This window comes from Sphingobacterium sp. IITKGP-BTPF85 (assembly GCF_001006065.1).
Lineage (GTDB): Bacteria > Bacteroidota > Bacteroidia > Sphingobacteriales > Sphingobacteriaceae > Sphingobacterium > Sphingobacterium anhuiense.
On sequence record NZ_ASZT02000023.1, the window covers coordinates 21,008 to 34,669 of the forward strand.

Genomic DNA, 13,662 nt, shown 5'->3' on the forward strand with positions numbered 1-13,662 from the left:
TTCTTCCTTTTTTAATTGGTCACAACAGATGCTGTAACTGCATCCAGAAAATTAAACAAAACCAATTATTTCAACCATGAAGCCACTAAAGATCTATTATCTGCTACCCATTGTTTCGCTGTAGCTTCTTTATCCTTACTTTCCTGCATTTTCATCAGCAAGTTAGACATGGTGGCTACATCAAAATGAATCTGAGAAAAGAAGCGGGTCAATTCGGGTTGGTCAGCAGGAAATTCCTTTCGAGTAAAAATCTTGATCTGCTCTGCAGTTCCTAAAGATTCTCGAGAATCTTCCAGAAATTTTAATTTCATCTTACCAAACATCCAGTGTGGTTGCCAAGCTGCGACAACGATCCAGCGTTTTTCCTTAATCGCATTTTGCAATTCAGTAATCATCGCCACTGTAGATGAATTTACCTGACGATAATTTAAATCATAGTCTTTTATGGCTTGATCTACCGCAGCTGTTATACCAGCTCCTTTTTCAATCCCCATAATTTGATGCTTAAATTGATCTTCGTGCACTTTTAACTCTTCAATAGAATTAATTGGAACATAATCGGGTACAACTAAACCATTTTGGCGTGCGCATAACTCGTACCAATATCAACAAGATTAGGAAATTTTGCAATTTTAGAACCATGAGTTAAAGGAAGCCAAACATCCATATAGAGGTCCGTATCACCATTATTCATAGAAGCTAAGATCATATCTGGTGTAGCACGTTGGATGACCAGATGATAATCCATCTCCTCCAAAACTGCTTTAGCAACATAGGTCATAGCGACCCCTTCGGCCCAACCATCGACCATACCTACATTGATATATTTTTTATTACCATCTGGTTGACAAGCGCTAAGAAATACGATAACGCAACAGATTAAAGCTATTTTAATGTTCTTCATATTATTTTTTATTCTGTACAAAACCCTGCGTTATCCTATCCAAGATAATAGCTAAGATCACAACAGATAAGCCACTTTCAAATCCAAGTCCTATATCTAGGTTATTAATTCCTTCAAGTACTTTCTCTCCTAAACCACCCGCAGCAATCATTCCGGCAATCACGACCATAGAAAGTGACAATAATATGGTCTGATTTATACCCGCAAGAATAGTTTTCATAGCTAGTGGTAGCTCAACCTTAAACAAAATCTGTCGATTAGTCGCTCCAAAGGCACGTGCAGCCTCTACAATATCTTTTGGAACTGCATCGATACCCAGAGTTGTCAAACGGACAGCTGGTGGCATCGCAAAAATAATAGTCGCAAATGCGCCAGGAACCTTACCGATACTAAAAAACAACACTGCCGGTATCAGATAAACAAAAGCAGGCATCGTCTGCATCAAGTCTAACATAGGGCGAATAATCTTCGCAGCTAGTTTATTTTTTGCCGCCCAAATACCCAAGGGGACAGAAAGTATCAAAGCTGTCGCCGTTGCAACTAAAACCAATGATAAAGTCTCCATCGTCTCCTTCCAAAAACCCATCATGTAAATAAGTGTCAAGCCTAACAAGGTTATTAGCGCAACGCCTTTACCTGACTTCCACCATGCCAGACCTGTAAAAAGTCCGATCACCACAAAAAAGGGACTGCTAAAAATATCCACTCTAATCCAATAATGGATGAATTACCCGTATGTTTTATAAAATCAAATAAAGGCTTAAAATTTTCTGTAAGCCAATTAATTGCAACTTCAATGTATTGACCTATATCTATTATTTTACTCATTGTTACTGATTATTTGCTTTTTCTTTTAATTCGTTAATTTCCTCTTCGTTAAACTTTGTTGCTTCGATAATAAGTGAAGTTTGCGTCACAATACCTAACAATCTATTTTGATCATTGACCACTGCAATTGGCGATCTTGTTTCCGAAATCAACGGTAACATTTCTTCAACAGTAACATCCTTAGATACCGAAGGAACATTCAAATGAATAATAGATTCTACAGTAGGATCTTTCCGCTTGGCAGCCTGAATAACTTCATTGATATTGACAAACCCTAAGAAGGTATCATGAATATCCACTACAGGGAGTATTTCAAGTCCCGTTGTTCTCATTTTCCGAAGTGCCCCTTCAGGACCATCTTTTTTGAACCTAACCAATGTCGGTTTCTCGGTCATCAATGATCCTGCTGTGATAATCGATTTTCTATCCACCTTATCCACAAAAGCTTTTACATAATCACTCGCTGGATTCGTTAGAATATCTTCGGCTGTACCAATTTGCTCAATAATTCCATCTTTCATAATCACGATACGATCGCCAAGCTTAATAGCTTCATCCAAATCATGAGTAATGAAGACAATCGTTTTTTGTAAGGTATCCTGAAGCTCCAATAGCTGATCCTGCATCTCGGTTTTGATCAAGGGATCTAATGCTGAAAAAGCCTCATCCATCAACATGACTTCCGGATCATTGGCCAAAGCACGCGCCAACCCTACTCGCTGCTGCATACCCCCTGACAGCTGAATTGGAAACTGCTGTTCAAAACCATTAAGACCAACTATGTCAAGCGCTTTTTGAGCTTTCGCCTCGCGAGATGCTTTGTCCTCCCCTCTAATTTCTAAACCAAAAGCGGCATTAGTCAAAACAGTATGATGTGGTAATAATCCAAATTTCTGAAACACCATACTCATTTCAGTTCTACGCACTTCCAGAAGCTCTTTATTGTTTTTACTTGTGATATCATCATTATTGATAAAGACTTTACCCATTGTAGGTTCATTCAATCGGTTCAGGCAACGTAGTAAAGTAGATTTACCACTTCCAGAAAGTCCCATAATGACAAAAAACTCTCCTTCGTAAATTTCAAAATTAGCTTTATTGATACCGATTGTACAGCCGGTTTTTTCTAGTATTTCTTTCTTTGGGTAACCTTCATTCAGTAATTTAAGCGCCAATTTCTTTTGTTTACCGAAAACAATCGTTAAGTCCTCGACTTTTATTTTAACTTTTCTGTTTTTATCCATTTTTAATTTTTTGGTATGAAACGAATTGTCATGGCACAGATGGTATATTCAATAGAAAACACCTTCATGTTATTTTAATAACATAAAAAACAATTTCTAAAGTTGAGTTAGTTCGACCGAAGAACTCCTTCTTGTTCAATCAACTTGATATTTAACACACTTTACTCTTAGTTCGATGAAGAGCAATCATGAAAAAGAAATGAATCTTTTAAAAGACGAGATATTAATAAACACCTCTAAAATACTATAACAAGTATATCGCGAACAACTCAGAAACAGCTCAAAAAAGAGCTATAAAATAACGGAACAAACCGATGCATCCGTGTCATATGACGGTACAAAGGTACGAAAAATAAAATAAACAACATTTATTAGCGTTAACACACTGTACGACAGAGCCATCAAAACAAACCTAATAACCAATCATTTAAAAATAAAATCAGGCAGTCGACTCGGTTTTTATGCCACTAAGTTTGCCTCCTGTATTAACTATAAAAGTTAATATAGGATGACCGTTATGAAAAGTATTGATCACGGTCAACACATATTTCTTTAACAAAAAAAGTTAGGATATGCTTTATAATTTAACATCATGCAAACATGCCTAAAAAATCAAGAATCTAACCATTCTTTTAATAAAACCGATTTTTCTCTACTGACAATAATATCAAATTCAGAATTAAAAAGAACAACTTTCAATTTACGATTGAAATAATGAACCAATTGACTTACAGCATCAATCTGAATAATGAACTGACGATTTGCCCTAAAAAAATTCTTGGATCTAATTGCTTCTCTAGATCATCCATACTTTGATTAAGAACAACATCTTTTCCACTCTTAAGGCGTGCTTTTGTCAATTTCAAATCGACATAAATACAATTCACTTCATTAACTAATATAGTTTGATAACCATCACGAAAAGGAACTAAGAAGCGGGACCGATAATCTTTAGGTTTTACATAATGAAGTAATTTATCAATAGATATTTGGTTATTCATCATTGATCCTAAACCCTCAACCTTTCGCAATGCAGTTGATAATTCCTCTTTTTCAACAGGTTTCAAGATATAGTCGACACTATTATATTTAAATGCCTGTACAGCATATTCATCATACGCCGTAGTGAAAATAATAGGACAATCGATCGTCACTTTTTCAAAAATATCAAAACTGATTCCATCAGAAAGTCGGATATCCATTAAAACTACATCTGGAATTTCTTGATTTCGAAACCAGTCTACCGTATCAGTAACACTATCCAAAACAGCTACGATCTGAGCATTTGGATAAATATCCCCAATTAAACGTTTAAGACGATCGGCATTTAATTTTTCATCTTCAACTATTACTATTTTCTCTATCATATGCTACTAATTGAATACATACCCTAAAAATATGCTGATCCTTTATAACTTCAGGCACCTTCTCTCCTAAGAGCTGAAAACGACTGATTATATTATTAAGCCCAATACCCGTCGATACAATCTCAGGATTGTCCATGGGTGATAACGTATTTTCAATCACAACTCGACCTACTTCATCATTGGAAATAGTAATCATTAAAGGTCGCTTCTTTCTTGTGGTATTATGTTTAATTGCATTTTCAATAAGCAACTGCAAAGTTAGTGATGGGATATACATACCACGACTATGGTCATTAATGTTAATTGTAAAATTAACACCGCTACCAACACGGTGCTCAATTAAAAATATATAAGCATTTAAAAATTTAATCTCCTCATCAAGCGTGATCATATTTTTTTACTATTGACCAATAAAAAACGATAGACCTTGGCAAAATTTTCAGAATACTCAAAACCAAGCTGCTGATCTTCAAGAATTAACTCAGAAAGTACACTCAAATTATTAAAAATAAAATGAGGATCCAATTGCATCTTCAATGCATTTAGCTCTGCTTCTACTGATGCTTGCCTCAATTCTGCTGCCTTTATCTTATGTTCGGACATTTCCGTAGCTGTTTCAATCCAATTATTAATCAGATAACTCATGGTATTGATAGAAATAATCATAAAAGAAATGACCAAACTAACCACAATCCACTGTAACATACCTTTTATTTCTTCAATAGATGGAACGGATTCTACCTTCGCAGATTGAGGATCTAAAATCGCGAAACAGACCATATTCATCAAAATAAGAATCATAACCGCCGAAAAATTGAGCGTAATCTCAAGAAAAAGTCTTTTAGACTTATTTTGTGGCCAAGGAACCCGCAGATTTAACCTCCTATGTATAAGTATACTTGCTTCAGAAATTAAAAAGCAAAATAAAAATGATATCCCCCATTCCGTTAAAAGTTCAGAAAAGCTCCTTCCAAAATAATCTTGCCAAAATTCAGAATAAGGATCTAAGATATATGAAACCAAATAATGCAAAACAAATGCAAAAATCACCAAGAACATTCGTTTAAAACGAGTCGGTAATAATCGCTTTGTTTTATCAGAAATATATTTGATTTTTCCATCTTTAAATAAAATCTAATTCAATATTTGCCATCACGATTCTGGCCATCTTTATATAGTTCAACAAGCTTTTTTCTATCAGATATAAATTTGCAATATGACAAATAGTAATCAAATAGATTTTTTTTATCTATCCGGGTATCAAACTCATTAATAGTTTCTTCAAGAATAAAAAAATAAAAACCACATAGTTTAAAAAACTCTTTGTCCTTACAAAGATGCCCATTTCTTTCTTCTTTTAACAAAGATCGTTTTTATGAAATACTATAAACAAGATATTCAGTCCCAACCATCATATTTTGTAACTGAATATGACTAAATGCATACTGAACCGAATAAAAGAATAATCTCTTTATTCAAAGTACAAAAAAGCGTGAAGATCGAGATAATAATAGCAAAATAACCAATAAAAGAAGTTGAGGACAAGTACCCTAATAAACTGGATTTTACAAATTATATATTTATAAAAACTAGTGCAAAAAGTACCATAAAACAAGTAAGGTGCGGCAAAAGCCACACCTTATCAAGGGTTAATATTGGTAGTATAAATATCAATTCTACAATTCCTCGTCGTGTTGGGTAATATCTAAACCAAGCTCTTCCTCGACCTCATGAACACGAAGTGGTGTAATTAAATCCGTTAATTTGATCAAAAGGAAAGATCCAAAGAATGCAAAAACAGAAACTGCAATCAACGCAACAATATGTGCTACAAATAGACCTGTCTCACCAAAATATAAACCATTCGTCGTAACAACACTGTTGACACTACTATTTGCAAAAACCCCAGTAAGCACCATACCGACCATACCGCCTACACCGTGACAAGGAAATACATCTAACGTATCGTCAATACTGGTTTTACTACGTAAGAATACAACTAAATTACTAACTAAAGCCGCTACAAGCCCTATAACGATCGAATGTGAGATCGTCACAAATCCTGCTGCCGGTGTTATAGCAACTAGTCCAACAACAGCTCCGATACAAGCTCCCATAGCAGATGGTTTTTTACCTCGGATCAGGTCAACAAATATCCAGGCAATTGAAGCTACAGCTGACGCAGTAGTTGTGGTTGCAAAAGCATAAGCGGCAAGACTATTAGCCCCACCTGCAGAACCTGCATTAAATCCAAACCATCCGAACCATAAAAGAGCAGTTCCTAAAATCACGTAACTAATCCGAGCTGGAGAATGCGTAGCTTTTACGGCCTTTTAGATAGATAGCTGATGCCAAAGCAGCCCATCCTGCCGACATATGAACAACTGTACCACCTGCAAAATCTAAAACACCGAATTTGGCCAAGATACCTTCAGGATGCCAAGTGGCATGAGCCAGTGGCATATAGATAAAAATACTGAACAAGATAATAAATACCATAAATGAATTAAAGCGAACACGCTCTGCAAAAGCTCCTGTTATAAGAGCAGGAGTAATAATTGCAAATTTAAGCTGAAACATAGCAAATAATACCAGTGGAATAGTAGGTAGAGCTGACCAACTCACATTCCCCAACATCCCCTTCATCATATAGAACGTGCGAGGATCTCCAATAATACCCCCAATATCATCGCCAAAAGCTAAGCTAAAACCGAAAATAACCCAAAGGACAGAAATAATACACATACAGATGAAACTTTGCATCATCGTGGAGATAACATTCTTCTTGCTCACCATTCCACCATAAAAGAATGCCAAACCTGGAGTCATAATCAAAACCAAAGCCGAGGAAGCGAGTAACCAAGCCGTATCTCCGGTGTCGATCTCCACACCTGCAACATTACTGACTTCTAATGAGGGTGTAACTAAGCCAATAATCGCTAAACAAACCAAAATAATAAGCGGAATGAATTTTTTCATAATATTTCCAGATTTAAGTTTAATAATTTCATAACAAAATGTGTTTATCAGTGAAAAACAATCAAAAATAACTATTATAAATTTGATTTCGATCAAATATAAGTTCAATTAATTAAAAAATCAATAAAATATTAAATAAAATCATATATTTACATCAGGATCCTAAATAAATCAACCTAAAAACACAAAAACAACTAGATTAAATGCTAATAAAACAACAAAACAAGAGTAAAAACAATAATATTTACATCAAATCTTAAAAAAAACTAGATGTTTAAGTGCTTTTGAATGCTAAAAAATAAAAACAAACATTTAAAAACATGAAAAAATGAAAAAAATCATCTTAACAACACTAATTTTAATAATAGTAAGCAGCAAAATATATGCACAAACAAAAAAATATGATTTATTAGATCTAGAAATATCCGGATCAGTGGATACATATTGGAAATATGATTTCCAAAAACAACCGAATATAAACACCTATTTTACTGAAGACAATAATTCAGTATCCATTGGAATGGTTGATCTTGCTCTGAAGAAAAAAACTGGAAAAGCATCTTTTGTAGGTGAATTATCATTTGGGCCGAGAGGACAGTACCGCTCCATAATTAATGGAGACGGTCAAAATGGGGACGACAAAAATAGCTTCCACATTCAAAACCTCTACATTTCCTATGCACTGACAGAAAAATTAAGTTTAACAGCCGGTTTTATGGGGACTTTTGTAGGCTATGAAGTCATCTGTCCATCATTCAATTTCCACTACTCAACCTCATATCTTTTTGGCGCAGGACCTTTCCAGGATGCAGGACTAAAAGCACAATATGCTTTTTCTGAAAAAGTAGGGCTTATGGTCGGAATCTTTAATGATTGGAATGTCTACCAAGATTTAAACGGTGTATCACACTTTGGATCACAATTATCAGTTGCACCAAATGACAAATCGAGCTTTTTCCTTAATTTTCTGACAGGATCTTCACAAGGCGGCGCCAGCAATTATAGCTCAGGAACTTTGATCGATTTTGTAGGAAATTATTCATTCTCTCCATTATTTTCATTAGGTGCAAATGCGACCGACTACAGCAGAAAAGGAGAAGGTGGCTATTCGGGAGTAGCATTATACCCAAAAGTGAATATAAATGAAAATATTGGTATAGGAATCCGTGGTGAATATTATAAAACTAAAAACATGCCCGTAGCTGAAGTTACCAGTAATGAAATCTTTTCCACTACGTTAACAGCAAACTTCAAACATCATGGCTTTACTTTTATCCCTGAAGTTAGATTTGATAACAGTGAAGCACAGATGTTTGTAAAACAAGATCTATCTCCAACAAAAAATGCCGGACAATTTTCACTTGCCTTAGTATATGCCTTTTAAAAAATAACAACTAAATTAAAATTCAATAAAATCGATTATAAATAACAGATACTGTTCTTTATAAAAGAAATCGGATCACAGCATAAGGAAACTATCTGCAATACTAACAAAAGGAATTATTCAATAAAAATGAATAATTCCATTTGTTAATATTGAAGTATCACCATCTCGACGAAACTAATATATATTATTTACAATTAGTATATAGAAAATAGCCATAAATAATAAAACAAGCAAAGACATTAATTCTTCTTATGAAATCCCATCCGAGCCCAGCATCACACAATGATAAACCTAGCAAAGCCTGCAAACACACAACAATGACTATACAATCACCCTACAAGCATACAAGAAATAACCTAGCTTCGCACAAGAACAAAACAAGAACGAGACTAGAAACACACAATCTGAATTATAGGCCGACCCTTAGCACACACAACAAACAACCTTTCTATGCACCTTCTATACACAGGACAGACACATTAAAACCCTTACCAGCCCTATAGGTTGTCCTATAGGTAAGAACATCGTTCTTGCAATTATTAGAAACACACTTCATATAGAACAAAATCCTGAAGTAACATATTTAATTAAACATCATAGAATTTCATATTGCTTTTTAATAAAATCATCATTACATTCATCTACACCAAATCATTCATCAGCGCACTGAAGAGATTATTAAGAATACAGATTTATGAAAGAAATAACAAAAACTAATGCTGCCCGCATCCTGGACAACTTAAAGTTTACTTATAATTTAAGAACTTACGAAGTAGTGGGTGAACACCAAAGCGCTACCGATGTTGCTGAGGCGTTGGGAATCGCGAAGAAATAATCTACAAAACCCTCGTGCTCACCGGACAAAAAGATCCTTACATTGTTGCTGTCATACCAGGAAATGCACAGGTAGATTTGAAAAAGCTAGCAATTATATCAGGTAATAAAAAATGTGAAATGCTTCCTATGAAAGATTTGCAGCACATAACCGGATATATTCGAGGGGGATGCTCTCCTATAGGAATGAAAAAAATATTTCCAACATACATAGAAGAACTCGCTTCCTTGGAAAATAAAATTGTCATTAGCGCTGGTAAAAAAGGACTTCAGATTGAAATAAATCCTCAGGACCTTATCAAAGCTACAAACGCAATCTTTGCCGATATTATCATTGGCGCATAAAGAAGCATAAGCATCTTTAATCCTCAACATTAAAAAGCATCACAACAAATAGAATAGACAAAAAAAGAACTCAATATCTGGCTATAATTAGATATTTTTTAATGAAAAGCAATTGATATACACAAAAAAACACGATCTTGTATAAACATAAATAGTTTGGATAACTATCAGTAAATCATGGGCAAGAATAAACCCTTAGACCAGTTTTATCATGGCACTAAAACTGATCTTAAACTAGGAGACCTGATTGAGCCAGGCCATCCTTCTAATTATGGCAAACGAAAACATGCTAAATATGTATATTTAACTGCAACTTTAGATGCCGCAATATGGGGAGCTGAATTAGCACAGGGAGATACCCCTGAAAGGATTTATTTAGTAGATCCGTCTGGCCCTATCGAAGATGATCCTAATCTCACAAATAAAAAATTCCCCGGCAATCCGACAAAATCCTACCGAACAGCATATTTTTTACGTGTTGTCGGAGAAATAAAAGATCGGCAAGGTCACTCCTTAGAGCAAGTAGTAGCAATGAAATCACATCTCAAAAAACTCGAACAAGAGGGCATTGAAGCAATTGAAGACTAATCAAAGAATGAGAAATCCAACCTCATTACAAACATCAATTAGCACAACATCACAGTCCATTATTTTGATCACAGCTTTGTTTTCAAAAAATCACACTATGACACACAATGTTGATTTCCATTAAAAACCTAAATTCACATTACCGAAATATTACATTATAAAAAACAGTCCCTGAGCAATAAAATATGATAAGTAATCCATTTTAATTTAACAACAAACAACACCATTAAAAAGGCATTAACAAGCTACACCACAAAACAATACCCCAAACAAAGCAACTGGAGACCGTACCATACAAATACCTAAACACGAGGACTCTTCAAAATAAATCAGTTATTAATTCCTATTTTCGTAATATATTTTTTTTATCGGGTCGACATTTTTAGAACAGACTCAAGGAGCAACAATGTATCAAAATCATCTTTACTGATGACATTTTTTTTTCTCAACAGATTAAACTCCATACAGATGTCAAGAATATGAATCATTCCAGATAATTAAATATATACTTTTCTTCAATGCAAAGAACAAAATGGATCATCTATTGACTTCTTTTTTAAAGAATGGAGATGATAAATTATTTTATAAATGAAATAAACGTATTATCCTAAGGATAACACATCATATACTAAAACAAATCCAATGAAAAAAATTACTGAGAATCTCCTCTTTAAAGTAATCGTCGCTATCATATCAGGTATTCTACTCGGCCTATATCTCCCTGAGTCATTAGGAAGAATTTTAACCACATATAATTTTCTTTTTGATCAATTCTTAAAATTTTTGATTCCCCTAATTATCGTTGGATTAATCATTCCATCAATTGCTCAACTAGGAAAGACTGCAGGAAAATTATTATTGACAACTGTATTGATCGCCTACGCTTCAACCTTATTTGCTGGACTTTTTTCGTACACGATCAGCATGAGTATATTCCCGGCTTTACTTCAAAACCAGATCAATACAGATCTAATTACCGAAACCACCAGAACACTGAGTCCCTATTTCAAAATTGAGTTCCCACCCCTATTCGACGTCATGTCCGCCTTAGTGCTTGCATTCTGTATCGGTATTGGCTTGTCAAAATTAGAAAATTCGACATTAGAAAAGGTATTTATCGATTTTGAAAAGTAATCAGTTTTATCATCGAAAAAATGATTATCCCCTTATTACCGTTTTTCATCCTAGGAATCTTCTACGATATGACATACACAGGTAAGGTATTCACAATACTCCATGTCTTCATAAAAATTATCGGGATTATCTTTGTCATCCATATCCTTTTGCTTGTAATTCAATTTATCATCGCAGGGATAGCCTCTAAAAAAAATCCATTCAAATTATTAATGGGTATGTTACCTGCTTATTTTACAGCCTTAGGAACACAGTCCTCTGCAGCAACGATCCCCGTAACACTAAAGCAAGCCAAAAAACTCGGTGTTGATGAAGACATCGCTAATTTCAGCATCCCACTATGTGCAACAATACATCTTGCAGGAAGTACGCTGAAAATCGTTGCATGTGTACTTGCACTTATGATGATGCAAGGTATACCAATAGACTTTGTACAATGATGGGATTTATCTGCATGTTAGGGGTAACAATGATCGCAGCACCAGGAGTACCGGGTGGAGCAATTATGGCAGCAATAGGTATAATCGGTAGTATGCTCGGTTTCAATGTCGAGAATCAAGCTTTAATGATTGCTTTATACATCGCAATGGATAGCTTCGGAACAGCATGTAATGTAACAGGTGATGGTGCTATAGCAATTCTATTAAATGCTATTTTTAAAAAACAAGAAAAGAATAAAGAAGAAAAAGCTAATGCTTAAGGAGAATTAATCGTGATAAACAATTTAGAATGAGAATTTCCACCTATTCTTTACCCCTTAATAGAAAGTTGTACAAGTGGGCTGGTTAAATTTTTCAGCCCATCTTGTAAATAATAAAGCATAAAACCAAGTTATCGCACAGAGCTGACTACTTCCAACTCAATTCTTAAATACAGATCAGCACTAAAGATAACAGACGGCTATTCAAACAGAAACAGATAAACTAAAAATTATTAGCATATACTAACAAAAATGTTAGAAATATATTTGTTAGTTCAATCTAACTTATTACTTTTGTTGCATACCATCTAAGATTAGACTTGCTTAACTTCTAACGAATCATATTTTAAAACACACAGCCCCATTAATGGTAGATGATCCATCCAATCCTGAAATATTAAGTGTGGATATCGCAAAAATATGAGCACATTTCAAAGATGAATAAATAATGAAATAATATCAAAACTATGATTGAATCAGTTATTACGTACCTAGAAAGCATCGACCTATTTTAGCCGCTCTGTATGCAACATTATTTACATGGCTAGTCACTGCTTTGGGCGCTTCATTTGTATTCCTATTTAAAAAATGAATAAAAATGTCATGGACGGCATGTTGGGATTCACGGGCGGGGTAATGGTAGCCGCAAGTGTCTGGAGTCTCCTCATACCCGCCATCGACATGAGCGAAGGCACTGGTTTTGCACAAGTCGTCCCAGCTGTGGTCGGATTTTTAATTGGCGCGGCATTCCTATTTAGTATAGACAAAGTTTTACCTCATCTACATATCAATTTTAAAAAAGTGGAAGGAGTAAAGACCCCATGGCAAAAAACAACTTTAATGATTTTAGCCATTACACTTCATAATATCCCTGAAGGACTTGCGGTAGGTGTTCTTTTCGGGAGTGTTGCTGCAGGGATTCCAGAGGCGACAATTGCCGGGGCTGTTATCTTGGCGATTGGAATAGGTTTACAAAATTTTCCTGAAGGTATTGCAGTCGCAATGCCACTAAGAAGAATGGGCATGAGCAGACGAAAAAGTTTTTTCTACGGACAAGCATCCGCAATTGTAGAACCAATTGCCGGTGTTTTGGGAGCAATGGCAGTAGTTACTTTTACACCCATACTTCCTTATGCACTAGCATTTGCGGCCGGAGCCATGATCTTTGTAGTCGTAGAAGAAGTTATACCTGAAGCGCAACAAAATAAAAATTCAGACATCGCAACAATCGGATTTATAGGAGGTTTCATTTTAATGATGACTTTAGATGTGGCCCTAGGATAAAATTCAGTTAAGCATAAAAAAGGATCAAAATAATTAATTTTGATCCTTTTTTATTGTAGCACCGGAAA

16 protein-coding genes and 2 pseudogenes are annotated in these 13,662 nt (G+C 34.9%); 7 read left to right on the forward strand and 11 right to left on the reverse strand.

What is annotated here, in order from left to right:
- Positions 1-65: 65 nt before the first annotated feature.
- The 11 genes and pseudogenes from L950_RS35100 to L950_RS06800 all read right to left on the reverse strand — a co-directional run bounded on the left by L950_RS35100 (position 66) and on the right by L950_RS06800 (position 7,322).
- Complete coding sequence (locus L950_RS35100; RefSeq protein ID WP_021192464.1) at positions 66-524, reverse strand: glycine betaine ABC transporter substrate-binding protein; 459 nt, start codon at positions 522-524, stop codon at positions 66-68.
- Positions 525-568: 44 nt separating this feature from the next.
- On the reverse strand, positions 569-904 hold the full coding sequence (locus L950_RS35105; protein ID WP_021192465.1) for a glycine betaine ABC transporter substrate-binding protein: 336 nt from the start codon (positions 902-904) through the stop codon (positions 569-571).
- Position 905: 1 nt separating this feature from the next.
- Positions 906-1,583, reverse strand: coding sequence for an ABC transporter permease (locus L950_RS06775; RefSeq protein ID WP_231576940.1), 678 nt, complete (start codon positions 1,581-1,583; stop codon positions 906-908).
- Positions 1,577-1,732 (reverse strand): hypothetical protein, encoded by a 156-nt coding sequence (locus L950_RS32260; protein ID WP_231576941.1) that lies wholly within the window; start codon positions 1,730-1,732, stop codon positions 1,577-1,579. The genes L950_RS06775 and L950_RS32260 overlap by 7 nt, the downstream gene beginning before the upstream one ends.
- A gap of 2 nt (positions 1,733-1,734) precedes the next feature.
- Positions 1,735-2,976, reverse strand: coding sequence for a glycine betaine/L-proline ABC transporter ATP-binding protein (locus L950_RS06780; protein ID WP_021192466.1), 1,242 nt, complete (start codon positions 2,974-2,976; stop codon positions 1,735-1,737).
- Between the two features lie 612 nt (positions 2,977-3,588).
- Positions 3,589-3,765 (reverse strand): LytTR family DNA-binding domain-containing protein, encoded by a 177-nt coding sequence (locus L950_RS32265; protein ID WP_316930560.1) that lies wholly within the window; start codon positions 3,763-3,765, stop codon positions 3,589-3,591.
- Entirely contained in the window at positions 3,705-4,343 is a 639-nt protein-coding gene (locus L950_RS06785; RefSeq protein ID WP_231576942.1) for a LytR/AlgR family response regulator transcription factor, read from the reverse strand. The genes L950_RS32265 and L950_RS06785 overlap by 61 nt, the downstream gene beginning before the upstream one ends.
- Positions 4,318-4,734, reverse strand: coding sequence for a hypothetical protein (locus L950_RS32270; protein WP_021192467.1), 417 nt, complete (start codon positions 4,732-4,734; stop codon positions 4,318-4,320). The genes L950_RS06785 and L950_RS32270 overlap by 26 nt, the downstream gene beginning before the upstream one ends.
- Positions 4,731-5,393: a histidine kinase gene (locus L950_RS32275; RefSeq protein WP_231576943.1), complete on the reverse strand. Its 663-nt coding sequence runs from the start codon at positions 5,391-5,393 to the stop codon at positions 4,731-4,733. Before L950_RS32275 ends, L950_RS32270 begins: the two co-directional genes overlap by 4 nt.
- Positions 5,394-5,482: 89 nt before the next feature.
- Positions 5,483-5,707: a hypothetical protein gene (locus L950_RS06795; protein ID WP_021192469.1), complete on the reverse strand. Its 225-nt coding sequence runs from the start codon at positions 5,705-5,707 to the stop codon at positions 5,483-5,485.
- Positions 5,708-6,019: 312 nt separating this feature from the next.
- Positions 6,020-7,322: pseudogene (locus L950_RS06800) on the reverse strand (ammonium transporter).
- A 328-nt stretch (positions 7,323-7,650) separates the two neighbouring features.
- On the opposite strand from L950_RS06800, the gene L950_RS06805 reads away from it, so the two are divergent.
- The 7 genes and pseudogenes from L950_RS06805 to L950_RS06825 all read left to right on the forward strand — a co-directional run bounded on the left by L950_RS06805 (position 7,651) and on the right by L950_RS06825 (position 13,594).
- Positions 7,651-8,706, forward strand: coding sequence for an outer membrane beta-barrel protein (locus L950_RS06805; RefSeq protein ID WP_021192470.1), 1,056 nt, complete (start codon positions 7,651-7,653; stop codon positions 8,704-8,706).
- A gap of 697 nt (positions 8,707-9,403) precedes the next feature.
- On the forward strand, positions 9,404-9,544 hold the full coding sequence (locus tag L950_RS32280; RefSeq protein ID WP_021192471.1) for a hypothetical protein: 141 nt from the start codon (positions 9,404-9,406) through the stop codon (positions 9,542-9,544).
- Positions 9,545-9,558: 14 nt separating this feature from the next.
- On the forward strand, positions 9,559-9,888 hold the full coding sequence (locus L950_RS06810; protein WP_021192472.1) for an aminoacyl-tRNA deacylase: 330 nt from the start codon (positions 9,559-9,561) through the stop codon (positions 9,886-9,888).
- Between the two features lie 177 nt (positions 9,889-10,065).
- Positions 10,066-10,476, forward strand: a complete 411-nt coding sequence (gene arr, locus L950_RS06815) for an NAD(+)--rifampin ADP-ribosyltransferase (RefSeq protein ID WP_021192473.1) — start codon at positions 10,066-10,068, stop codon at positions 10,474-10,476.
- 642 nt (positions 10,477-11,118) lie between these two features.
- A complete protein-coding gene (locus tag L950_RS35110; protein WP_021192474.1) occupies positions 11,119-11,610 on the forward strand; it encodes a cation:dicarboxylate symporter family transporter in 492 nt (163 codons plus the stop codon).
- Positions 11,611-11,630: 20 nt separating this feature from the next.
- Positions 11,631-12,310 (forward strand): annotated as a pseudogene (locus tag L950_RS35115) (cation:dicarboxylate symporter family transporter).
- Positions 12,311-12,898: 588 nt separating this feature from the next.
- Positions 12,899-13,594, forward strand: coding sequence for a ZIP family metal transporter (locus L950_RS06825; protein WP_021192477.1), 696 nt, complete (start codon positions 12,899-12,901; stop codon positions 13,592-13,594).
- The last annotated feature ends 68 nt before the right edge of the window (positions 13,595-13,662 follow it).